The following is a 23,907-nucleotide window of genomic DNA, read 5'->3' on the forward strand; positions in this document are numbered from 1 at the left end:
AACTGAAATCACTACACGGAGTAGAAAGGGAACGCATGAAAGCAGCACGGCCCGGTAAGTTGAAACGCCAGGAAGATCAGGCCAGCTTTGTAAGCTGGCGTTTTGCGTTGCTGTGCGGCTGTATTTTGCTGGCGTTGGTTGGGTTGATGCTGCGTGTGGCTTATCTGCAGGTGATTAATCCGGACCGCCTGGTGAAAGAAGGCGACATGCGTTCACTGCGCGTGCAGGAAGTGCCCACTTCGCGCGGCATGATCAGCGATCGCTCAGGGCGGCCGCTGGCGGTGAGTGTGCCGGTGAACGCCATTTGGGCCGATCCGAAAGAGCTCAATGAGCGCGGCGGCATAACGCTGGACAGCCGCTGGAAGGCGCTGTCTGATGCGCTGAATATCCCGCTGGATCAGCTTTCCACTCGCATTAACGCCAACCCAAAAGGGCGCTTTGTCTACCTGGCGCGCCAGGTGAACCCGGCGATTGGCGACTATATCCACAAGCTGAAACTGCCGGGGATTTACCTGCGTCAGGAGTCTCGCCGTTACTATCCATCCGGCCAGGTGACCTCGCATATCATCGGCGTGACCAACATCGACGGTCAGGGGATTGAAGGCGTAGAGAAGAGCTTCGACCGCTGGCTGACCGGGCAACCGGGCGAAAGAACCGTACGTAAAGACCGTTTTGGCAGGGTGATCGAGGACATCTCTTCGGTCGACAGCCAGGCGGCGCATAACCTGGTGCTGAGCGTCGACGAACGTCTGCAGGCGCTGGTTTATCGTGAGCTGAACAACGCCGTGGCGTTCAACAAGGCTGAATCCGGTACTGCGGTACTGGTGGACGTGAACACCGGGGAAGTGTTGGCGATGGCCAACAGCCCGTCTTACAACCCGAACAATATGGCCGGTACGCCGAAAGAAACCATGCGTAACCGTGCTATCACCGATATTTTTGAACCCGGCTCCACCGTAAAACCTATGGTGGTCATGACGGCATTACAGCACGGCATTGTGAAAGAAAACAGCGTGCTCAATACCGTCCCTTACCGTATCAACGGCAAGGAAATCAGGGACGTTGCGCGTTATGCGGAACTCTCCCTGACCGGGGTCTTGCAGAAGTCGAGTAACGTCGGTGTTTCACGACTGGCGTTATCGATGCCGTCCTCAGCGTTAGTAGATACTTACTCTCGTTTTGGATTGGGAAAAGCGACCAATTTGGGGCTGGTCGGAGAAAGCAGTGGCATATACCCAAAAAAACAACGGTGGTCTGACATAGAGAGGGCCACCTTCTCTTTCGGCTATGGGCTAATGGTAACCCCGTTACAGTTAGCGCGAGTCTACGCCACGATCGGCAGCCTGGGCGTTTATCGTCCGCTGTCGATTACCAAGGTTGACCCACCGGTTGCCGGTGAGCGCGTGTTCCCTGAACCTCTGGTGCGCACCGTGGTGCACATGATGGAAAGCGTTGCCCTGCCGGGCGGCGGTGGGGTGAAAGCCGCGATCAAGGGCTACCGAATTGCCATCAAAACCGGTACTGCCAAAAAGGTGGGGCCGGACGGCAAATACGTCAATAGATACATCGCTTATACCGCCGGCGTTGCGCCGGCAAGTAATCCCCGTTTTGCTCTGGTGGTGGTCATCAATGACCCGCAGGGTGGGAAATACTACGGTGGTGCGATCTCCGCACCGGTATTTGGCGCCATCATGGGCGGCGTGTTGCGCACCATGAACGTCGAACCGGACGCGTTACCTACCGGTGAGAAAAGCGATTTTGTAATTAACAGAAAAGAGGGTTCAGGTGGCCGATCGTAATTTGCGCGACTTACTCGCTCCGTGGGTGCCAACGGCACCCGGGTGCGCGCTGCGGGAAATGACATTAGACAGCCGTATTGCGGCTGCCGGGGATCTGTTTGTCGCCGTTGTTGGCCATCAGGCAGATGGACGTCGCTATATTCCGCAGGCTATCGCGCAGGGCGTTGCCGCTGTGATTGCCGAAGCTGAAGGTCAGGCTGAAGACGGCGCTATGACTGAAATGCACGGCGTGCCGGTGATTTATCTGAGCCAGCTCAATCAGCGTCTTTCCGCGCTGGCCGGTCGTTTTTACCAGGAGCCGTCAGAGCGTCTGCGTCTGGTCGGCGTCACCGGAACCAACGGCAAGACCACCACCACTCAATTGCTGGCACAATGGGGCCAACTGCTCGGTGAAACCAGCGCAGTGATGGGCACCGTGGGCAACGGTCTGCTGGGTCAGGTATGCCCAACCGAGAATACCACCGGTTCTGCGGTAGATATTCAGCACGTGCTAAACGAACTGGTTGATCAGGGCGCGACCCTTGCCGCGATGGAAGTCTCTTCCCACGGCCTGGTGCAACACCGTGTGGCGGCGTTGCCGTTTGCCGCTGCCGTGTTTACCAATCTGAGCCGCGACCATCTTGATTACCACGGTGACATGGCCAATTACGAAGCGGCCAAGTGGTCGCTGTTCGCCGGTCACGAAGTGGGCCAGGCGATTATCAATGCCGATGACGAAGTCGGTCAGCGCTGGTTAAGCAAATTGCCGGATGCGGTGGCCGTCACCATGCAGGATAACCTGCAACCAGGCTGCCATGGTCGCTGGCTGAAGACTACCGCGGTCAACTATCACGATAACGGCGCCACTATCCACTTCAGCTCAAGTTGGGGCGACGGCGAGATTGAAAGCCGTCTGATGGGGGCGTTCAACGTCAGCAATCTGCTGCTGGCACTGGCGACGCTGCTGTCGTTGGGTTATCCGCTGGCTAAATTGGTTGCCACCGGCAATCAGCTGCAGCCGGTCTGTGGCCGCATGGAAGTGTTCAACGCGCCGGGTAAACCGACGGTAGTGGTCGATTACGCCCACACCCCGGACGCGCTGGAAAAAGCATTGGAAGCCGCGCGTCTGCACTGCGTGGGGCAGTTGTGGTGCGTGTTTGGCTGCGGCGGCGATCGTGATAAAGGCAAACGTCCGTTGATGGGCGGTATCGCTGAACAGTTCGCCGATCGCGTGGTCGTGACCGACGATAACCCTCGTACCGAGGAACCGCAGGCGATTATCGCCGATATCCTTACTGGCCTGCTGGACGCCGGACGCGCTCTGGTGATCCACGGTCGTGCGGAAGCGGTAACCAGCGCCATCATGCAAGCTAAAGAACAAGACGTGGTACTGGTGGCAGGTAAAGGCCACGAGGACTACCAACTGGTGGGGAATCGCCGTCTGGATTACTCCGATCGCACCACCGTCGCGCGTCTGCTGGGGGTAGTAGCATGATCCCTGTCTCTCTGCGGACACTGGCCGATGTATTGGACGCTGAGTTGCTCGGCGCCGATTGCCAAATCGTTGAGGTGACGACAGATACCCGTCAGGTAACCGCAGGTTGCCTGTTTGTGGCATTGAAAGGCGAGCGTTTCGACGCTCACGATTTTGCTGTTGATGCGATAGCTGCTGGCGCCGGGGCACTGCTGGTAAGTAAGCGCTTATTGGTGGAGGTTCCGCAACTGGTGGTGAAAGACACCCGTTTGGCGCTGGGACAGTTTGCTGCCTGGGTTCGCCAGCAGGTTCCAACTCGCGTAGTGGCGTTAACCGGTTCATCGGGCAAAACCTCGGTGAAGGAAATGGCCGCGGCCATTCTGCGTGAATGCGGTGAAGTGCTGTATACCGCCGGCAACTTCAACAACGATATCGGCGTGCCGCTGACGTTGTTGCGTTTACAGCCGCAGCATGACTTTGCCGTGATTGAGCTGGGCGCCAACCATATTGGCGAGATTGCTTACACCACCGCATTAACCCGTCCGCAAACCGCCCTGGTGAATAACCTGGCGGCCGCCCACCTGGAAGGCTTTGGCTCTTTGGCCGGTGTCGCTCAGGCGAAAGGCGAAATTTTTTCCGGTTTACCGGCTGACGGCGTGGCGATCCTCAACGCCGACAACAACGACTGGCCGCACTGGCAGAGCATGCTGGACGGCAAAATAGTCTGGCGCTTCTCGCCGCAGGCGGCGGAAGGCGTTGATTTCTTTGCCAGCGATGTGCAGGTGAATGGTAAGGGCACGCAGTTTAGGCTGCACAGTCCGTTCGGCACTGCGGAGATTGCACTACCGTTGCCGGGTCGTCATAACGTAGCCAATGCGTTGGCCGCTGCGGCGCTGGCCATGTCGGCCGGGGCATCGCTGGAGGCCGTGCGTCAGGGTCTCAAGCAATTGCAGGCGGTGCCGGGGCGTTTGTTCCCGATTGCGCTTTCTGACCATCAACTGCTGCTGGATGACAGCTATAACGCCAACGTCGGTTCAATGACCGCCGCCGCACAGGTACTGGCGGAAATGCCTGGCTACCGCGTGATGGTGGTGGGCGACATGGCTGAGTTGGGGGCAGAAGCCGAAGAGTGTCACCGTCAGGTGGGTGAAGCCGCCCGGTTGGCCGGGGTCGACAAGGTATTGGGCGTCGGCCCGTTAAGCCAGGTGCTGATTGAAGCTTCGAGTAATGGCGAACATTTTCAGGATAAGGCAGCAGTGATCGCGCGCGTGGCGGAATTACTGTCGGAACATGCGGTAATTACCGTGTTAATTAAGGGTTCACGTAGTGCCGCAATGGAGCAGGTAGTACGCGCGTTACAGGAGAAAGCACCATGTTAGTTTGGCTGGCCGAACATTTGGTCAAATATTATTCCGGCTTCAACGTCTTTTCCTACCTGACGTTCCGAGCCATTGTCAGCCTGCTGACCGCGCTGTTCCTCTCCTTGTGGATGGGGCCGCGGGTGATTAAACGCCTGCAGGAGATGTCCTTCGGCCAGGTGGTGCGTAACGACGGTCCAGAGTCGCATTTCAGCAAGCGCGGCACGCCGACCATGGGCGGCATCATGATCCTGACCTCCATCACCGTTTCGGTGCTGATGTGGGCCTATCCGTCCAACCCTTACGTGTGGTGCGTACTGTTTGTCCTGGTGGGCTACGGCATCGTCGGTTTCGTAGATGACTACCGCAAGGTGGTTCGCAAAGACACCAAGGGGCTGATTGCCCGCTGGAAATATTTCTGGCAGTCGGTGATTGCGCTGGTGGTTGCTTTCGCCATGTATGCCGTAGGAAAAGACACGCCAGCCACCGAGCTGGTTGTGCCGTTCTTTAAGGACATCATGCCGCAGCTGGGCCTGTTATACGTGCTGTTGGCGTACTTTGTGATTGTCGGCACCAGTAACGCGGTCAACCTGACCGACGGGCTGGATGGCCTGGCGATTATGCCAACGGTGTTCGTGGCGGCGGGATTTGCGCTGGTGGCCTGGGCGACCGGTAACATGAACTTCGCCAACTACCTGCACATTCCTTATCTGCGTCACGCCGGTGAACTGGTGATTGTCTGTACCGCCATCGTGGGTGCCGGTCTGGGCTTCCTGTGGTTCAACACCTACCCGGCCCAGGTCTTTATGGGCGATGTTGGCTCACTGGCACTGGGCGGCGCGCTGGGCACTATCGCGGTGCTGCTGCGCCAAGAGTTTTTACTGTTGATTATGGGCGGCGTGTTCGTGGTTGAAACGCTGTCGGTCATTTTGCAGGTGGGGTCGTTCAAGCTGCGCGGACAACGTATTTTCCGCATGGCACCGATTCACCACCACTATGAATTGAAGGGCTGGCCAGAGCCGCGTGTGATCGTGCGCTTCTGGATTATTTCGCTGATGCTGGTGCTGATTGGCCTGGCGACGCTGAAGGTGCGGTAATTATGGCGGATTATCAGGGTAAAAAAGTGGTCATCATCGGGCTGGGCCTTACCGGCCTGTCCTGTGTTGATTTCTTTATGGCGCGCGGCGTGACGCCACGCGTTATGGATACCCGCATCTCACCGTCAGGGCTGGACAAGCTGCCTGAAAGCGTTGAGCGCCATCTGGGCGATTTGAATCAGGACTGGCTGTTGGCGGCTGATTTGATCGTTGCCAGCCCGGGTATGGCGCTGGCCACCCCGGCATTAAGCGCCGCAGCGGATGCCGGCGTGGAAATTGTCGGCGACGTCGAGCTGTTCTGCCGCGAAGCACAGGCACCGATCGTAGCCATCACCGGCTCTAATGGCAAAAGCACCGTCACTACCCTGGTGGGGGAGATGGCGAAAGCAGCCGGTTGGGCGGTGGGCGTGGGCGGCAATATCGGCCTGCCTGCGCTGAGTTTGTTACGTCAGGAGTGCCAACTGTACGTGCTGGAGCTATCAAGTTTCCAACTGGAAACCACCTTCAGCCTGCATGCGGCCGCGGCGACCATTTTGAACGTCACCGAAGATCACATGGACCGCTATCCGTTTGGCCTGCAGCAGTATCGTGCAGCCAAACTGCGTGTTTATGAAAATGCTGAAGTCTGCGTAGTCAATGCGGATGATGCGCTGACCATGCCGGTTCGCGGTGCCGATGAGCGCTGCATCAGCTTCGGTGCCGATGTGGGCGACTACCATTTGAACCGCCAACTGGGTGAAACCTGGCTGCGCGTTCGTGGCGAGAAAATCCTCAATACCCGCGAGATGAAGCTGACCGGCCGTCACAACTACACCAATGCGCTGGCGGCGTTGGCATTGGCCGATGCGGTGAATATCCCGCGCGCCTCCAGCCTGAAAGCGCTCACCACTTTTACCGGCCTGGCGCATCGCTTCCAACTGGCGTGGGAACATAACGGCGTACGCTGGATTAACGATTCCAAAGCCACCAACGTTGGCAGCACCGAAGCGGCGTTGAATGGTTTGCAGGTTAACGGCACGCTGCATTTGCTGCTGGGCGGCGACGGCAAGTCTGCCGACTTTTCCCCGCTGGCGCAGTATCTGCAGGGCGATAACGTCCGCCTTTACTGTTTTGGCCGTGATGGCGAACAGCTGGCGCAGCTGCGACCGGAGGTCGCAACTCTGACAGAGACCATGGAACAGGCGATGCAGGTGATAGCCGGTCGGGTGCAGTCCGGCGATATGGTGTTGCTGTCACCGGCATGCGCCAGTCTGGATCAGTTCCGTAATTTTGAAGTGCGTGGCGACGAGTTCGCCCGCCTGGCACAGGAGCTCGGCGGATGAGACTACGCTTGCCGAACTTCGGGCTGACCGAACTGTTTAAAAACTGGGTCGCGGGATCGCGCGATAACGACTCGGTCAATATGGTGCTGTACGATCGCACCTTACTGTGGCTGACCTTTGGGTTGGCCATTATCGGTTTTGTGATGGTGACCTCGGCATCGATGCCGATCGGTCAGCGCCTGGCGGACGATCCTTTCCTGTTCGCCAAACGTGATGCGCTTTACCTCGGCCTGGCGTTCGGCCTGTCGATGGTGACGCTGCGCATTCCGATGGAAGTCTGGCAGCGCTACAGCAACGTCATGCTGCTGATGTCGATTGTGATGTTGTTGATCGTATTGGTGGTCGGCAGCTCGGTAAATGGCGCATCGCGCTGGATCGCGCTGGGCCCGTTGCGTATTCAGCCGGCAGAGCTGTCCAAGCTGTCGCTGTTCTGCTACCTGGCAAGTTATCTGGTGCGCAAGGTTGAAGAAGTGCGCTCCAACTTTTGGGGGTTCTGCAAGCCAATGGGTGTAATGGTGGTGCTGGCGGTATTGCTGCTGGCCCAGCCTGACCTCGGTACCGTGGTCGTGCTGTTCATTACTACGCTGGCGATGCTGTTCCTGGCCGGTGCCAAAATGTGGCAGTTCCTGGCGATTATCGGCTCCGGTGCTTTCGCGGTGGTGCTGTTGATCATTGCCGAACCTTACCGTATGCGCCGCGTGACCTCGTTCTGGAATCCATGGGCCGATCCGTTCGGCAGCGGCTACCAGTTGACCCAGTCGCTGATGGCCTTTGGCCGCGGTGAGTTCTGGGGACAGGGGTTGGGGAACTCGGTACAGAAACTCGAGTATTTACCGGAAGCGCACACCGACTTTATCTTCTCGATTTTAGGAGAAGAACTGGGCTATATCGGTGTGGTTTTTGCATTGTTAATGGTATTCTGCGTCGCTTTTCGTGCCATGTCGATTGGCCGCCGTGCGCTGGAGCTGGATCAACGTTTTTCCGGCTTTTTGGCCTGCTCAATTGGTGTGTGGTTTAGCTTCCAGGCGCTGGTTAACGTCGGTGCCGCGGCAGGTATGTTGCCGACCAAAGGTCTGACGCTTCCATTGATAAGCTACGGCGGCTCGAGCCTGCTGATTATGTCGACGGCGATCGTGTTGTTATTGCGTATTGATTATGAAACGCGTCTGGCTAAAGCCCAGGCGTTTGTGAAGAGGTAAGGGATGAGCGGGAAACCTAAGCGTTTAATGGTGATGGCAGGCGGTACCGGTGGACACGTGTTCCCGGGACTGGCGGTCGCACATCATCTGATGGCGCAGGGCTGGCAGGTGCGCTGGCTTGGAACCGCAGACCGAATGGAAGCCGATCTGGTGCCAAAGCACGGGATCGAGATTGATTTCATCCGTATTTCCGGCCTGCGCGGCAAAGGGCTGAAGGCCCAGTTGAGCGCCCCGTTGCGTATCTGGCACGCGGTACGCCAGGCGAAGGCGATAATGCGCAACTATCAGCCGGACGTGGTGCTGGGCATGGGCGGTTATGTTTCCGGCCCTGGCGGTTTGGCGGCATGGTTGTGCGGTATCCCGGTGGTTTTGCACGAACAAAACGGTATTGCCGGGCTGACCAACCGTTGGCTGGCGCGTATTGCCAAAACCGTTTTGCAGGCATTCCCTGGCGCGTTCCCGAACGCGGCGGTGGTGGGTAATCCGGTTCGTACCGATGTACTGGCGTTACCGCTACCGGCAGAACGTTTGATCGGGCGTGAAGGGCCTCTCCGTGTGTTGGTGATTGGCGGAAGTCAGGGGGCGCGGGTACTGAATCAGACAGTTCCTGAAGTCGCGGCGAGATTGGGCGATAAAATAACGCTCTGGCATCAGGTAGGTAAAGGTGCGCTGGAAAATGTGCTGCGCGACTACGAGAGGGTAGGGCAGACACAGCACAAGGTGGCCGAGTTTATTGATGACATGGCTGCCGCCTACGCCTGGGCTGATGTGGTGGTGTGCCGCTCTGGTGCTCTGACCGTCAGTGAGATCGCAGCAGCAGGTCTGCCAGCGATCTTTGTGCCATTCCAGCACAAAGACCGTCAGCAATATTGGAATGCTCGTCCGCTGGAGGAAGCCGGTGCGGCGAAGATTATCGAACAGCCGCAGTTTAACGCCGATGTGGTGGCTGAACTGCTGGCCAGTTGGGATCGTCCAACGCTGTTGGCAATGGCTGAAAAGGCGCGCGCTGTAGCCATCCCGGATGCTACCGAGCGTGTGGCGGCGGAGCTGGTGCGGGTCGCCAAATAATTTGCAGGGGTTCGGTACGCTGGGCCTGAATTAAAGAATGTCATACAGGGGCCCGGTATGCCGGACCCGGATTAGAGAGAGTGATGAATACACAACAACTGGCGAAACTACGTACTATCGTGCCTGAGATGCGACGCGTCCGGCACATTCACTTTGTCGGCATCGGTGGCGCCGGCATGGGTGGTATCGCCGAAGTGTTGGCTAACGAAGGTTATCAAATCAGCGGTTCCGATCTGGCACCGAATCCGGTAACCCAACAGTTGAGCGCGCTCGGGGCGACGATTTACTTCCATCACCGCCCGGAAAACGTGCTGGATGCCAGCGTAGTGGTGGTTTCTACCGCCATTTCCGCCGACAACCCGGAGCTTGTCGCCGCCCGGGAGGCGCGTATCCCGGTGATCCGTCGCGCAGAGATGCTGGCCGAACTGATGCGCTTCCGCCACGGTATCGCCGTTGCCGGTACGCACGGCAAAACCACCACCACGGCGATGGTGTCGAGCATTTATGCCGAAGCCGGTCTGGACCCGACCTTTGTCAACGGCGGACTGGTGAAGGCAGCGGGTACCCATGCGCGTTTGGGTTCCAGCCGTTACCTGATTGCGGAAGCGGATGAGAGCGATGCATCGTTCCTGCATTTGCAGCCGATGGTGGCGATTGTCACCAATATCGAAGCCGACCATATGGAAACCTACCAAGGCGACTTTGAAAATCTGAAGCAGACGTTTATCAACTTTTTGCACAACCTGCCGTTCTATGGCCGTGCAGTGATGTGTGTTGATGACCCGGTGGTGCGCGAACTGCTGCCACGGGTGGGCCGCCATATTACCACCTACGGTTTCAGTGACGATGCCGACGTACGCATCGAGAGCTACCGCCAGGTTGGGCCGCAGGGCCACTTTACGCTGAGCCGTCAGGACAAACCGTTAATGACGGTAACCCTGAACGCACCGGGCCGTCACAACGCGTTGAACGCCGCGGCGGCAGTGGCAGTGGCAACAGAGGAAGGCATCGACGACGCAGATATCCTGCGTGCGCTGGCCGGCTTCCAAGGTACAGGTCGCCGCTTTGATTCCCTCGGCGAATTCCCGTTGGAGCCGGTAAACGGCAAAAGTGGCAGCGCGATGTTGGTCGACGACTATGGTCACCATCCGACCGAGGTTGACGCAACGCTGAAAGCGGCGCGCGCCGGTTGGCCGGACAAGCGTCTGGTGATGATTTTTCAGCCGCACCGTTACACCCGTACGCGCGATCTGTATGACGACTTCGCCAACGTGCTGTCGCAGGTGGACGTGCTGCTGATGTTGGACGTGTATTCCGCAGGTGAAACGGCGATCCCAGGGGCGGACAGCCGCTCGCTGTGCCGCACCATCCGCAGCCGCGGCAAGCTGGATCCGATTTTGGTTTCCGATGCGGATACCGTGCCGGAAACCCTGGCGCAGTTGCTGCAGGCCGACGATTTGGTGCTGGTGCAAGGTGCCGGTAACGTGGGTAAAGTTGCCCGCAAACTGGCTGAACTAAAGCTGCAGCCACAGAAAAAAGAGGAGGAACACCATGGCAGATAAAGTTGCCGTACTGCTGGGTGGCACCTCTGCTGAACGTGAAGTGTCATTGCAATCCGGCGCCGCCGTGCTGGCCGGGTTGCGTGAAGCTGGCATCGATGCCCACGGCATTGATATCCGTGATTTCCCGGTGACCCAACTGAAAGAACACGGGTTTACCAAAGTCTTTATCGCATTGCACGGTCGCGGTGGCGAAGACGGCACCCTGCAAGGGATGCTGGAGTTCCTCGAGCTGCCTTATACCGGTAGCGGCGTGATGGCTTCGGCGCTGACCATGGACAAATGGCGTACCAAAATGGTGTGGCAGTCGATGGGTTTGCCGGTGGCACCTTATGTAGCGCTGAACCGCAAGCAGTATGCCGGTGCAGAGAAAGCGGCGCTGATTGCCCGCGTGGTAGCTCTGGGCCTGCCGTTAATCGTCAAGCCGAGCCGTGAAGGTTCTAGCGTCGGCATGAGCAAAGTCACTGAGCGCGATGCGCTTGAAGCGGCGTTGGAAGAAGGTTTCCGCCATGACGACGACGTGCTGGTGGAGAAGTGGCTGAGCGGCCCGGAATACACGGTAGCCATGCTGGGCGACCAGGTGCTGCCTTCGATCCGCATTCAGCCGGCAGGCGTATTTTACGACTACCAAGCCAAGTACATTTCGGACGATACCCAGTATTTCTGTCCAAGTGGCCTGAGCGCGGAACAAGAGGCCGAAATGGCCGCATTGGCCTTACGTGCCTACTGTGGGCTGGACTGCAGCGGGTGGGGCCGCGTGGATGTAATGCAGGATAGCGATGGCAGCTTCTATCTGCTTGAGGTGAATACCTCGCCGGGCATGACCAGTCATAGCCTGGTGCCGATGGCAGCGCGCCAGTCTGGTTTAAGCTTCTCGCAGCTGGTAGCGAGAATTTTGGAGTTGGCCGACTGATATGTCGCAAGCTGCCCTGAATGCGCGTGAACGCGAGGTGGATAACAACCCGCGCCGCAGCAATGGAACCCAGTTGGCGGGAATGGTTTTCCTGCTGATGGTGTTGGGAACGGTCCTGTGGAGTGGCTGGGCGGTGATTGGCTGGATGAAAGACGCCAGCCGCCTGCCGCTGTCGCGACTGGTGGTGACCGGTGAACGCCATTACACCACCAACGACGATATTCGCCAGGCGATCCTGGCGCTGGGATCGCCGGGTACTTTCATGACGCAGGATGTCGATATCATCCAGCAACAGATTGAACGCCTACCGTGGATCAAGCAGGCCAGCGTACGCAAGCAGTGGCCGGACGAGCTGAAAATCCACCTGGTGGAATATGTTCCGGTAGCGCGCTGGAATGATTTGCACATGGTGGACGCCGAAGGCAAATCCTTCAGCGTGCCGGCAGAACGAATTGGCAAACAGAAGTTGCCGTTGCTTTATGGCCCGGAAGGGAGCGAACAGGATGTTCTGGACGGATATCGGACCATGAGCAGCATGTTAGCGGCCAGCAAATATACGCTGAAAATGGCAGCCATGAGTGCTCGCCACTCCTGGCAGCTGGCTTTGGATAATGATGTTCGGCTGGAGCTGGGACGCGACGATCGCACCGGACGTCTGCAGCGCTTTATCGAGCTTTATCCGGTATTGCAGCAGCAGGGGCAGGCAGAAAGCAAGCGAGTCAGCTATGTCGACTTACGCTATGAGGCCGGTGCATCGGTAGGTTGGGCCCCAGTGTTAATCGACCCGCAGGCAGCAGGCGATCAGCAAAACAGTAATCAGCAACAGAATCAGGCACAGGCAAAACAACAATGATCAAGTCGACGGACAGAAAACTGGTAGTTGGACTGGAGATCGGTACTGCAAAAGTCTCCGCATTGGTAGGGGAAGTTCTGCCCGATGGCATGGTCAACATTATCGGGGTGGGCAGTTGCCCGTCTCGCGGTATGGATAAGGGTGGCGTTAACGACCTGGAGTCGGTAGTGAAGTGCGTACAGCGCGCTATCGATCAGGCTGAACTGATGGCTGATTGTCAGATTTCTTCGGTTTACCTCGCATTATCGGGTAAACACATCAGCTGCCAGAACGAAATAGGGATGGTTCCTATTTCCGAAGAGGAAGTGACGCAGGACGACGTGGAGAACGTAGTGCATACCGCCAAATCGGTACGCGTACGTGATGAACACCGCATCCTGCACGTCATCCCTCAGGAATACGCTATCGATTATCAGGAAGGCATCAAAAACCCGGTTGGGTTGTCCGGCGTGCGTATGCAAGCCAAGGTGCACCTGATCACCTGTCATAACGATATGGCAAAGAACATCGTCAAGGCAGTAGAACGTTGCGGTCTGAAAGTAGACCAACTTATTTTCGCCGGTCTGGCCGCCAGCTATGCGGTACTGACCGAAGATGAGCGCGAACTCGGCGTTTGTGTGGTGGATATCGGCGGCGGCACCATGGATATGGCGGTGTACACCGGCGGTGCGTTGCGCCACACCAAAGTGATCCCTTACGCCGGGAACGTGGTCACCAGCGATATCGCCTACGCCTTCGGCACACCGCCGACAGATGCGGAAGCGATCAAGGTTCGACACGGCTGTGCGCTTGGGTCGATTGTTAGCAAGGATGAAAGTGTAGAGGTGCCAAGCGTTGGGGGGCGTCCTCCTCGTAGTCTGCAAAGACAGACACTGGCTGAAGTTATTGAGCCACGCTACACCGAACTGTTGAATCTGGTTAACGATGAGATTTTGCAATTGCAGGAGCAACTGCGTCAGCAAGGGGTGAAGCATCATCTGGCAGCGGGTATTGTGCTGACCGGTGGCGCCGCTCAGATTGATGGCCTGGCAGCTTGTGCGCAACGGGTGTTCCATACCCAGGTACGCATCGGCCAACCCTTGAACATCACGGGTCTGACGGATTATGCGCAGGAGCCTTACTACTCTACGGCGGTAGGTCTGCTGCACTATGGAAAAGAGTCTCACCTGAGCGGTGAGGCAGAAGTAGAAAAACGCGCCTCGGTGGGCAATTGGTTTAAACGTATCAATAGCTGGCTGAGAAAAGAGTTTTAATGTTTCAACAAAGAGATCATGCTGAGTAATCTTTTTATGATCTCGCAGCGACAGGCACAAAACGGAGAGAAACTATGTTTGAACCAATGGAACTAACCAATGACGCGGTGATTAAAGTCATCGGCGTCGGCGGTGGCGGTGGCAACGCCGTTGAGCACATGGTGCGCGAGCGCATCGAAGGTGTTGAATTCTTCGCCGTTAATACAGACGCTCAGGCGCTTCGTAAAACGGCAGTTGGCCAAACCATCCAGATCGGTAGCGGTATTACCAAAGGTCTGGGTGCGGGCGCGAACCCTGAAGTGGGTCGCAATTCAGCGGAAGAAGACCGTGAAGCCTTGCGTGCCGCACTCGATGGTGCAGACATGGTCTTCATTGCAGCCGGCATGGGCGGCGGTACCGGTACCGGTGCAGCGCCAGTCGTCGCAGAAGTTGCTAAAGATCTGGGTATTCTGACAGTGGCCGTGGTTACCAAGCCTTTCAATTTTGAAGGCAAGAAACGCATGGCGTTCGCTGAGCAGGGTATTGCAGAGTTGTCCAAACATGTGGACTCACTGATCACTATCCCGAACGACAAGCTGTTGAAAGTTCTGGGGCGCGGTATTTCTCTGCTGGACGCGTTCGGCGCGGCTAACGACGTGCTCAAAGGCGCGGTGCAGGGTATTGCCGAACTGATCACTCGTCCGGGCCTGATGAACGTCGACTTCGCCGACGTGCGCACCGTAATGTCCGAAATGGGCTACGCGATGATGGGTTCTGGCGTTGCCTGTGGTGAAGACCGTGCCGAAGAAGCAGCTGAAATGGCGATCTCCAGCCCACTGCTGGAAGACATCGACCTGTCCGGCGCTCGCGGCGTTCTGGTCAACATCACCGCTGGTTTCGACCTGCGTTTGGATGAGTTCGAAACCGTGGGTAACACCATTCGTGCTTTCGCTTCCGACAATGCGACCGTAGTTATCGGTACCTCGCTGGATCCGGAAATGAACGACGAACTGCGCGTGACCGTGGTTGCGACCGGTATCGGCATGGACAAACGTCCGGAAATCACTCTGGTGACCAACAAACAGGCCAGCCAGCCAGTGATGGATCATCGCTACCAGCAGCACGGCATGTCGCCGTTGCCGCAGGAAGTGAAACCTGCCGCCAAGGTAGTTAACGATCCGACTGCGCAGCCTAATAAAGAGCCCGACTATCTCGATATTCCTGCCTTCCTGCGCAAGCAGGCAGACTAAGAATATCCTGAGAATTTGGAATCTCCGCTCTTTGTGCTAAAATGTCCCGCCGGCCATGCTGTATACTTGGTCGGTAGGATTGATAACATTGCGAGATAAAACGATGATCAAACAACGGACATTAAAACGTATTGTTCAGGCGACTGGTGTCGGTTTGCATACCGGCAAGAAAGTCACGCTGACAATGCGCCCCGCGGCGGCTAATACCGGGGTCATCTATCGTCGCACTGACTTGAATCCCCCGGTTGATTTTCCGGCTGATGCAAAATCCGTGCGTGATACCATGCTCTGCACCTGCCTGGTGAACGAGCATGACGTGCGTATTTCTACCGTTGAGCATCTTAATGCCGCGCTGGCTGGCTTGGGTATCGACAACATCGTTATCGAAGTTGACGCCGCCGAAATTCCTATCATGGATGGCAGTGCCAGCCCGTTCGTCTTCCTGTTGCTGGATGCCGGCATTGAAGAACTGAACTCTGCGAAGAAATTCCTGCGTCTGAAAGACACCGTGCGTGTTGAAGATGGCGACAAGTGGGCCGAGCTGTCCCCGCATAACGGGTTCCGCCTGGACTTCACCATCGACTTCAATCACCCGGCTATCGATGCCAGTACGCAACGCTACCGCCTTGATTTCTCTGCCGACTCGTTCGTGCGTCAAATCAGCCGTGCGCGTACCTTCGGTTTTATGCGTGACATCGAGTATTTACAGTCACGTGGCCTGGCGCTGGGTGGCAGCTTTGACTGCGCTATCGTGGTGGATGATTACCGCGTTCTGAACGAAGACGGCCTGCGCTTTGAAGACGAATTCGTACGCCACAAAATGCTGGACGCCATCGGCGACCTGTTCATGTGCGGCCATAACATCATTGGCGCGTTCACCGCGTACAAGTCTGGCCATGCGCTGAACAACAAACTGCTGCAAGCGGTTCTGGCGAAACAGGAAGCGTGGGAATTTGTCACCTTCCAGGACGAAGCCGAAATGCCTTTGGCATTCAAAGCCCCGTCCACCGTATTGGCATAAGCCTATACCCACAGTAATTGGAGTTGCATCGTGGCGGCAAGTGAGCGAAACCCGATGAGCTGACTCAAGTCAGTGATTCGGGTGAGAAAACGCAGCCAACAAAGATGCAGCTTGAAGTATGAAGGGTAGATACTGCTGATTACTTATCACGACTGGTAGCGTTGGCACCTTCTCCGGCCAGCGACGCCAGTCGTTCCAATATTTTGCGCAGTTTTTCTGGGCAACGCGTTGCCAATCCCCTTAATTCCTCAGCACTTTCCTGACTCAGATGACGCATAGGTACCTTCGCCTGCGTGTTTCCTGCGGTTTTTGCGGCGTTCTGCACAAGGTTGCTCCCTTTTGCCATCAAGGCCGGATTAATCCTGATGTCGATCGACGACAATGATGGTAGAATTTGCGCTCGTAGTGCAGATAATAAAGCCGGTTGTTCGTAGCGTAGACGCATCATCCAGCTGGCATTTGCCGTTTCTAGCACTAAAATACCCTGTCGGAAATTTGCGACGCGGCACCAGGGATGCAGTTGAACCGGTAACACGCCTTTCACTGCACGGTTAAGCTTTAGCAGCGCCACTGCGCGTTGCTGGACGTTATGCAGCGGGCCTTTGTCTTCTGTGTTAGCGTCGTCAAACAGGGAATCTAATAATTGTGGACGGCTATCGCGCATAATGGGCTCCGGCGGATAATAAACTCGTGATCGGTATTCTAAATCGTTGGCGACAATTTGGCAGACGTTATTTCTGGCCCCATCTCCTGTTAGGGATGGTCGCGGCCACGCTTGGCGTACCTACAAATCTGTCCGGCAGCACTGATCAAGCCGCTCTGCCGAGCACTTCATCCAGCCTGAACCGGCAAAATTCCGTCAGCGGTGCCTTTAATAGCCTGGCATTACTGCAGGAAGCGCATCGCCGGCCGACTTTCAGTGTCGATTATTGGCACCAGCATGCGCTTCGCACCGTCATTCGTCACCTTTCTTTTGCTCTTGCACCGCAGGCGGTTTTCGCGCGAGCGCTGGAAAGAGAAGCGGAAGCGACCGAACCCCCATTACAGGTAGCGCAACTGGCGCTGCTTTCTACTCTCAACGCGCTGCTGACGCATGAGTCGAAGCCGCCGACCATCATTCGTAATACCCACCATGCCGTGCTGCCTGCCTTTGCGCAGCATCAGACGGGGCTGTGGCTGGCACAGGTGCAGGGCATTCGCGCCGGACCCGTAGCCTTAAGCTGATTTCTTGCCCGTCGGGCGACAAAAAAACCTAAAAATAACAGCAAATTGACGGCCTGTGTTGGCTGTCATGACAGAGATATCAAACATCATGTTAGTGAAATTATTGACCAAAGTTTTTGGTAGCCGTAACGATCGTACACTGCGTCGCATGCGTAAAGCGGTTGAGCAGATCAATCAGATGGAACCGGACATGGAAAAACTGTCCGATGACGAACTGAAAGCCAAGACCAACGAGTTCCGCGCGCGCCTGGAAAAGGGTGAAGTGCTTGAAAACCTGCTGCCGGAAGCCTTCGCCGTAGTGCGCGAGTCGAGCAAGCGCGTGTTTGGCATGCGTCACTTCGACGTGCAGCTGTTGGGTGGTATGGTACTGAACGATCGCTGTATCGCAGAGATGCGTACCGGTGAAGGTAAAACCCTGACCGCAACCCTGCCGGCCTATCTGAACGCCCTGAGCGGCCGTGGCGTGCACGTGGTGACAGTGAACGACTATCTGGCACAGCGTGACGCCGAAAATAACCGCCCACTGTTCGAGTTCCTCGGCCTGAGCATCGGTATCAACCTGCCAGGTATGCCGGCACCGGCCAAGCGCGAAGCTTATGCCGCCGACATTACCTACGGCACCAACAACGAATACGGCTTCGACTACCTGCGCGACAACATGGCGTTCAGTCCGGAAGAGCGAGTTCAGCGCAAGCTGCACTATGCGTTGGTGGATGAGGTTGACTCCATCCTGATCGATGAAGCGCGTACCCCGTTGATTATCTCCGGTCCGGCTGAAGACAGCTCCGAGATGTATATCAAGGTCAACAAGCTGATCCCTAAACTGATCCGTCAGGAAAAAGAAGATTCCGATTCCTTCCAGGGCGAAGGCCACTTCTCGGTTGACGAGAAAGCGCGCCAGGTGCACCTGACCGAACGCGGTCTGATCCTGATCGAAGAAATGCTGATGGAAGCTGGCATCATGGATGACGGTGAGTCACTGTACTCCCCGACCAACATCATGCTGATGCACCATGTGACCGCTGCTCTGCGTGCCCACGTGCTGTTTACCCGTGACGTTGACTACATCGTAAAAGACGGTGAAGTCATTATCGTTGACGAACACACCGGCCGTACCATGCAGGGCCGTCGCTGGTCTGATGGTCTGCATCAGGCGGTGGAAGCCAAAGAAGGCGTGGAAATCCAGAACGAGAACCAGACGCTGGCCTCCATCACCTTCCAGAACTACTTCCGTCTGTACGAGAAGCTGGCGGGGATGACCGGTACCGCCGACACCGAAGCCTTTGAATTCAGCTCTATCTACAAGCTCGATACCATAGTGGTGCCGACTAACCGTCCGATGATCCGTAAGGACATGCCGGATCTGGTCTACATGACCGAGCTGGAGAAGATTGGTGCCATCATTGAAGATATCCGTGAACGTACCGTCAACGGGCAACCGGTGTTGGTGGGGACTATCTCGATTGAAAAATCCGAAGTGGTTTCTCGCGAGCTGACCAAAGCCGGTATCGAACACAAGGTTCTGAACGCCAAATTCCACGCCATGGAAGCGGACATCGTAGCTCAGGCCGGCCAAAGCCGTGCGGTCACTATCGCCACCAACATGGCGGGTCGTGGTACCGATATCGTGCTGGGCGGCAGCTGGCAGGTCGAGATTGAACAGTTGGAGGATCCGACTGAAGAGCAAATTGCTGAAATTAAAGCAGCCTGGAAAATCCGCCATGATGCGGTACTGGCTGCAGGTGGTCTGCACATCATTGGTACCGAGCGCCATGAATCACGCCGTATCGATAACCAGTTGCGTGGCCGTTCTGGTCGTCAGGGGGACGCCGGTTCATCCCGCTTCTACCTGTCGATGGAAGATGCTCTGATGCGTATTTTCGCCTCGGATCGCGTTTCCAGCATGATGCGTAAACTGGGTATGAAAGAAGGTGAGGCCATTGAGCACCCATGGGTCACCAAGGCGATTGCCAACGCACAGCGTAAAGTGGAAAGTCGCAACTTTGACATTCGTAAACAATTGCTGGAATACGATGACGTAGCCAACGATCAGCGCCGCGCTATCTACAGCCAGCGTAACGAACTGTTGGACGTGTCTGACGTTAGCGAAACCATCACCAGCATCCGTGAAGACGTGTTCAAGACCACTATCGACGGCTACATTCAGCCAGAATCGCTGGAAGAAGAGTGGGATGTTCAGGGGCTGACGGAGCGCCTGAAAAACGACTTCGATCTGGATATGCCAATCGCTGAATGGTTGGACAAAGAGCCTGAGCTGCACGAAGAAACTCTCCGTGAGCGTATTCTGGAAAAGGCTAAAGAAGAGTACCAGCGTAAAGAAGAAGTGGTTGGCGTCGAGATGATGCGCAACTTCGAGAAGGGAGTGATGCTGCAGACACTGGATTCCCTGTGGAAAGAGCATCTGGCGGCGATGGACTACCTGCGTCAGGGCATCCATCTGCGTGGTTATGCGCAGAAAGATCCTAAGCAGGAGTACAAGCGCGAGTCCTTCAACATGTTTGCCACCATGCTGGAATCGCTGAAACATGAAGTGATCAGCGTACTGAGCAAGGTACAGGTGCGGATGCCGGAAGAGGTTGAAGCGCTGGAGCTGCAGCGTCGTGAAGAGGCCGAGCGCCTGGCCAAGCAGCAACAACTGAGCCATTATGAAGAAAATGCGCTGGTTACCGAAGATCCGAATGCGCCGGCAACGGCAGAACGTAAAGTAGGGCGTAATGATCCTTGCCCATGCGGTTCCGGTAAAAAATACAAACAGTGCCACGGCCGTCTGCAGAACTAAGACTGGCAATGTTTAATCAATAAAACCCAGGGGTTCAGCGTGCTGAGCCCCTGTTTTTTGGGGTGAAGCCCGTGCCCCGATGAATCAATCAGGAGGATGCGATGAAACATCTGAACATCGCCGTTGGCATCATTCGAAACGCCCAGCAGGAAATCTTTATTACCCGACGCGCCGCCGATTCGCATATGGCCGGTTTCTGGGAGTTTCCAGGCGGCAAGATTGAGCCGGGGGAGACGCCGGAGCAGGCACTTCACCGTGAGTTGCAGGAAGAAACAGGTATTGAAACCGAGCGTGCAGAGTTACTGGAAGTGCTTGAGCACCGTTTTAGCGATCGTATCGTGACGCTAAATTTTTATCTGGTGGAGGGGTGGGCGGGTGAACCCTTTGGCCGTGAAGGCCAGCCTATGCGCTGGGTGAAACAGGTTGATTTGCGGGAGGAGGAATTCCCAGAGGCCAATGTCAGTATTATCAAATTGTTGGTGGCACAGGCGAACGCTGCACAGTAGTCAGGCAAAAGGCCCGGCGTAAGCCGGGCTACAGAGGAGATCAGTGAACGTCTTATTCGACTCGTCCATGATTCTCACCCTTACGGGGCCGCTGCGAGCAGCGTTCAAATCGGTTCCGGACCGATTTGCCTTTCACTCCATTCTTCGCTTTCCGACAGATCGCTGTTGCTGGGAATGCGCTTCTCTTCATCGGCCCACTCGCCCAAATCGATTAACTGGCAGCGTTTACTGCAAAACGGACGGAACGGGCTCACTTCACCCCAAACTACACCTTTGCCACAGGTTGGGCATTTCACTACGGTCGTCATATCTGTTCCTTACTTCCTTCCAACACGTGAAAGGTTTTTATGTCATTGGCTTAGCAACAGGCCAACTCAAAGGTTAATCGTTCCGGTACCACGCCAAACTCACTGTCCAGCGGCAGGAAGCGGATCGCATAGCGCGTCTTATGGCCGGAAATCTGCGGATAAAGTTGGTGTGCCAGATTGATGCGCAAGCGCAATAGATCGGCGCCTTCCGCGTTATCCTGGAAGAAACCGTTCAAACTGATCTGATTGCGAAACTGCCCAGACTGACGGATCAGATCCAGCACCATGGTCAGCGCCTGGTTCAATGGCTCCAGCGTTTGCTGCCATTTGGCTACGTCATCATCACGTTCTTGCTGGGGGGCATGCATCCACATGTGCAGCGTCGGCAAGTCAAAACTGCAACACCCACCGGGGATGCTCAGGCGTTGACGCACCAGGCTGATCAGCCGATCTTCACGCAGCGACTGGCCAAGACGCGGAGCAGACATCAATGCTGCCCCGCACTGTTTCAACTGGCTACGCAACTGATCCACCAGCGACATATCGACACCTGGCACATCGGCCCAGGCCAACAGCTTTTGCTGTTGCCGTTCCAGCTCTTTCAGTAACTCAGTTCGCACTTCGCCGCGTTCCAGCACGTCGAGCAGATCGGCGACGGTACGGAAGAAGGTCAGGGCAATGGCTGTTTCACTCAATGCCCGCTGGCCGTGCAGTTGTTGCAGTAAAAACTCCATACGCAACCAGGTGCGCATTTTTTCATTCAACGGGTGTTCAAAAAGAACGCTTGGGGAAACATCACTCATTCAGTTTAATCCTGTCGGGTCGCTGATGCCGCCAGCTCAAGGTAACGGCGATGCAGTGCGGCAACCAATGGCTCTATCCCCTGAGCGGTGCCGCTATTATCAATTATGTCATCTGCAGCGGCCAGGCGCTGCTCGCGCGTGACCTGCGCGGACAGTATGTTCTGTGCCTGCTGACGGCTGATACCGTCGCGGGCGATGGTTCTGGCCAACTGGGTTTCACTGTCAACGTCGACCACCAGGACGCGATCGGCGCGTGCCTGCAGATTGTTTTCAACCAACAAGGGAACCACCCAAAGTGCATAAGGACTGGTCACTTGCGCCAGTTGGCGTTGGGTTTCCTGATGAATCAGCGGGTGCAGCAGTTGGTTCAGCCAGCTCTTTTCATCAGCGTTACTGAAGATACGCTGACGGAGTGCGGCGCGGTTTAACGTGCCACCAGGCTGCAACATTTCATTACCAAAACGTTTGGCGATAGCCGCCAACGCTGGGGTGCCAGGCTCGACAACTTGCCGGGCGATAACGTCTGCATCGACCACAGTCACGCCATGGTGGGCAAAGGCGTCTGTTACGGTCGACTTACCACTGCCGATACCCCCTGTTAACGCAACAATGTAGGCCATGGTAGGGAATGCACCTGATGTTCATAAAAAAATAATAGACGAATCATAAAGCGATCGCGCAGAAGTGCAAGTCAGCAGGCAGCGCTTGTCTGGCAGCTTGCGCTGTCCGGTGATAAAAAACGCAGTCGGAAAGAGAAAATGAGCGGGCGGTCACACTGCACATTCGCAGGTAAATTTGTCGGATTGTAGCGTAAATAAAGGAGAATTCGCAGTCTTGTCCGGCGATTTTTAGCGCGTATGATAGCGTCACTGGAACTGGCATTAATCTATACCCGTCATTCTTCAAGCTGCAGGTGTGTTGACTGCGAGTGTTCACCCGAATCACTTACGTGAGTAAGCTCATCGGGACTCTCACTCTTGCCGCCTTCCTGCAACTCGAATTATTTAGGGTTATACCCCGTCGCTTTTCAAGCCATTGCGTTCTTGCGATCCGTCGCCATAAACCAGGAAATCATTAGTCATGCGTATTGAAGAAGATTTGAAGTTAGGCTTTAAAGATGTGCTGATTCGCCCTAAGCGCTCCACGCTGAAAAGCCGCTCAGAAGTTGAACTGGAGCGTCAGTTTACCTTCAAACATTCCGGCTTGAGCTGGTCCGGCGTCCCTATTATCGCCGCTAACATGGACTCGGTCGGTACATTCAGCATGGCAGAGGCCCTGGCTTCCTTCGACGTACTCACCGCTGTACACAAACACTATACCCTTGAACAATGGGCCGCATTTGTGCAGCGCGTACCGGCATCGGTGCTGCGCCACGTTATGGTCTCAACCGGCACTTCAGAAGCTGACTTTGTGAAGATGCAGCAAATTCTGGCCTTGTCGCCGGGGCTGAAGTTTATCTGCATCGACGTCGCCAACGGTTACTCAGAGCATTTTGTCGCCTTCTTGCAGAAAGCGCGTGAAGCCTGTCCGAACCACGTAATCTGTGCCGGTAACGTAGTCACTGGTGAAATGGTAGAAGAGTTGATCCTGTCCGGTGCCGATATCGTCAAAGTGGGGATTGGCCCAGGGTCAGTCTGCACCACCCGAGTGAAAACCGGCGTGGGTTACCCGCAGCTGTCTGCGGTGATCGAGTGCGCCGATGCGGCACACGGCCTGGGCGGCCAGATTGTCAGCGACGGTGGCTGTTCGGTACCGGGCGACGTAGCGAAAGCTTTTGGTGGCGGCGCGGACTTCGTCATGCTGGGCGGCATGCTGGCGGGTCATGATGAGTGCGAAGGTACCGTAGTGGAAGAGAACGGTGAGAAATTCATGCTGTTTTACGGCATGAGTTCCGAGTCAGCGATGAAACGCCACGTCGGCGGTGTTGCTCAGTACCGTGCGGCCGAAGGCAAAACCGTCAAACTGCCATTGCGTGGTGAGGTTGAGTTTACCGTCCGTGACATCCTGGGTGGCCTGCGCTCCGCCTGTACTTATGTTGGTGCAGAGCGTTTGAAAGAACTGACCAAACGCACCACCTTCATCCGTGTAGCAGAGCAGGAAAACCGCGTATTCGGCAGTAACTAATCCGGTTCGCTTCAGCCT

Annotated in this window: 21 protein-coding genes; 17 read left to right on the forward strand and 4 right to left on the reverse strand. The window is 56.2% G+C overall.

The annotated features are described in order from the left end of the window. Window positions 1-35 precede the first annotated feature (35 nt). The 13 genes from ACUTQ5_RS11645 (at window position 36) to lpxC (ending at window position 16,124) form a co-directional block, all read left to right on the forward strand. Complete coding sequence (locus tag ACUTQ5_RS11645; RefSeq protein ID WP_445651377.1) at window positions 36-1,799, forward strand: peptidoglycan glycosyltransferase FtsI; 1,764 nt, start codon at window positions 36-38, stop codon at window positions 1,797-1,799. Continuing rightward, window positions 1,786-3,273, forward strand: coding sequence for a UDP-N-acetylmuramoyl-L-alanyl-D-glutamate--2,6-diaminopimelate ligase (gene murE, locus ACUTQ5_RS11650; protein ID WP_445651378.1), 1,488 nt, complete (start codon window positions 1,786-1,788; stop codon window positions 3,271-3,273). The genes ACUTQ5_RS11645 and murE overlap by 14 nt, the downstream gene beginning before the upstream one ends. Beyond that, window positions 3,270-4,631 carry a UDP-N-acetylmuramoyl-tripeptide--D-alanyl-D-alanine ligase gene (gene murF / locus ACUTQ5_RS11655; RefSeq protein ID WP_445651379.1) on the forward strand — a complete coding sequence of 454 codons (1,362 nt, stop codon included), beginning with the start codon at window positions 3,270-3,272 and terminating at the stop codon, window positions 4,629-4,631. Before murE ends, murF begins: the two co-directional genes overlap by 4 nt. Then, window positions 4,625-5,707, forward strand: a complete 1,083-nt coding sequence (mraY, locus tag ACUTQ5_RS11660) for a phospho-N-acetylmuramoyl-pentapeptide-transferase (RefSeq protein ID WP_012005208.1) — start codon at window positions 4,625-4,627, stop codon at window positions 5,705-5,707. Before murF ends, mraY begins: the two co-directional genes overlap by 7 nt. 2 nt (window positions 5,708-5,709) lie before the next feature. Beyond that, a complete protein-coding gene (gene murD / locus ACUTQ5_RS11665; RefSeq protein ID WP_445651380.1) occupies window positions 5,710-7,029 on the forward strand; it encodes a UDP-N-acetylmuramoyl-L-alanine--D-glutamate ligase in 1,320 nt (439 codons plus the stop codon). Further along, complete coding sequence (gene ftsW / locus ACUTQ5_RS11670; RefSeq protein ID WP_037426050.1) at window positions 7,026-8,228, forward strand: cell division protein FtsW; 1,203 nt, start codon at window positions 7,026-7,028, stop codon at window positions 8,226-8,228. The genes murD and ftsW overlap by 4 nt, the downstream gene beginning before the upstream one ends. Window positions 8,229-8,231: 3 nt before the next feature. Further along, window positions 8,232-9,296 (forward strand): undecaprenyldiphospho-muramoylpentapeptide beta-N-acetylglucosaminyltransferase, encoded by a 1,065-nt coding sequence (gene murG, locus ACUTQ5_RS11675; RefSeq protein WP_445651381.1) that lies wholly within the window; start codon window positions 8,232-8,234, stop codon window positions 9,294-9,296. Between the two features lie 83 nt (window positions 9,297-9,379). Then, a complete protein-coding gene (gene murC, locus ACUTQ5_RS11680) occupies window positions 9,380-10,858 on the forward strand; it encodes a UDP-N-acetylmuramate--L-alanine ligase (RefSeq protein WP_445651382.1) in 1,479 nt (492 codons plus the stop codon). Next, a complete protein-coding gene (locus ACUTQ5_RS11685; protein ID WP_445651383.1) occupies window positions 10,848-11,768 on the forward strand; it encodes a D-alanine--D-alanine ligase in 921 nt (306 codons plus the stop codon). Before murC ends, ACUTQ5_RS11685 begins: the two co-directional genes overlap by 11 nt. Before the next feature lies 1 nt (window position 11,769). After that, window positions 11,770-12,621, forward strand: a complete 852-nt coding sequence (gene ftsQ / locus ACUTQ5_RS11690; protein ID WP_099063078.1) for a cell division protein FtsQ — start codon at window positions 11,770-11,772, stop codon at window positions 12,619-12,621. After that, the gene (gene ftsA / locus ACUTQ5_RS11695) at window positions 12,618-13,874 is read left to right on the forward strand and encodes a cell division protein FtsA (protein ID WP_445651384.1); all 1,257 of its coding nucleotides are present in this window, start codon (window positions 12,618-12,620) and stop codon (window positions 13,872-13,874) included. Before ftsQ ends, ftsA begins: the two co-directional genes overlap by 4 nt. A 74-nt stretch (window positions 13,875-13,948) precedes the next feature. Then, window positions 13,949-15,103 (forward strand): cell division protein FtsZ, encoded by a 1,155-nt coding sequence (ftsZ, locus tag ACUTQ5_RS11700; protein WP_004950150.1) that lies wholly within the window; start codon window positions 13,949-13,951, stop codon window positions 15,101-15,103. Window positions 15,104-15,206: 103 nt separating this feature from the next. After that, a complete protein-coding gene (gene lpxC / locus ACUTQ5_RS11705) occupies window positions 15,207-16,124 on the forward strand; it encodes a UDP-3-O-acyl-N-acetylglucosamine deacetylase (protein ID WP_017891607.1) in 918 nt (305 codons plus the stop codon). Between the two features lie 139 nt (window positions 16,125-16,263). Here the strand turns inward: lpxC and ACUTQ5_RS11710 are convergent, their stop codons facing one another. Then, window positions 16,264-16,788 carry a DUF721 domain-containing protein gene (locus ACUTQ5_RS11710; protein WP_445651385.1) on the reverse strand — a complete coding sequence of 175 codons (525 nt, stop codon included), beginning with the start codon at window positions 16,786-16,788 and terminating at the stop codon, window positions 16,264-16,266. A gap of 26 nt (window positions 16,789-16,814) precedes the next feature. Here ACUTQ5_RS11710 and secM point away from each other — a divergent pair, with 26 nt between their 5' ends. From secM to mutT, 3 genes are all read left to right on the forward strand, one after another. After that, a complete protein-coding gene (gene secM / locus ACUTQ5_RS11715; RefSeq protein ID WP_445651386.1) occupies window positions 16,815-17,348 on the forward strand; it encodes a secA translation cis-regulator SecM in 534 nt (177 codons plus the stop codon). An 88-nt stretch (window positions 17,349-17,436) separates the two neighbouring features. Then, on the forward strand, window positions 17,437-20,148 hold the full coding sequence (gene secA, locus ACUTQ5_RS11720) for a preprotein translocase subunit SecA (RefSeq protein ID WP_445651387.1): 2,712 nt from the start codon (window positions 17,437-17,439) through the stop codon (window positions 20,146-20,148). A 101-nt stretch (window positions 20,149-20,249) separates the two neighbouring features. Beyond that, window positions 20,250-20,654, forward strand: a complete 405-nt coding sequence (gene mutT / locus ACUTQ5_RS11725) for an 8-oxo-dGTP diphosphatase MutT (protein ID WP_445651388.1) — start codon at window positions 20,250-20,252, stop codon at window positions 20,652-20,654. A 104-nt stretch (window positions 20,655-20,758) separates the two neighbouring features. Here the strand turns inward: mutT and yacG are convergent, their stop codons facing one another. Genes yacG through coaE form a run of 3 tightly spaced genes read right to left on the reverse strand, consistent with a single transcriptional unit; the run spans window position 20,759 to window position 22,385 of the window. Next, window positions 20,759-20,962 (reverse strand): DNA gyrase inhibitor YacG, encoded by a 204-nt coding sequence (gene yacG, locus ACUTQ5_RS11730; RefSeq protein WP_112348023.1) that lies wholly within the window; start codon window positions 20,960-20,962, stop codon window positions 20,759-20,761. A 50-nt stretch (window positions 20,963-21,012) separates the two neighbouring features. Beyond that, entirely contained in the window at window positions 21,013-21,765 is a 753-nt protein-coding gene (gene zapD / locus ACUTQ5_RS11735; RefSeq protein ID WP_445651389.1) for a cell division protein ZapD, read from the reverse strand. A 5-nt stretch (window positions 21,766-21,770) separates the two neighbouring features. Continuing rightward, complete coding sequence (gene coaE / locus ACUTQ5_RS11740; protein ID WP_445651390.1) at window positions 21,771-22,385, reverse strand: dephospho-CoA kinase; 615 nt, start codon at window positions 22,383-22,385, stop codon at window positions 21,771-21,773. A 460-nt stretch (window positions 22,386-22,845) separates the two neighbouring features. On the opposite strand from coaE, the gene ACUTQ5_RS11745 reads away from it, so the two are divergent. Beyond that, window positions 22,846-23,889: a GMP reductase gene (locus ACUTQ5_RS11745; protein WP_012005223.1), complete on the forward strand. Its 1,044-nt coding sequence runs from the start codon at window positions 22,846-22,848 to the stop codon at window positions 23,887-23,889. The last annotated feature ends 18 nt before the right edge of the window (window positions 23,890-23,907 follow it).

Source organism: Serratia sp. NA_112.1 (assembly GCF_052691715.1).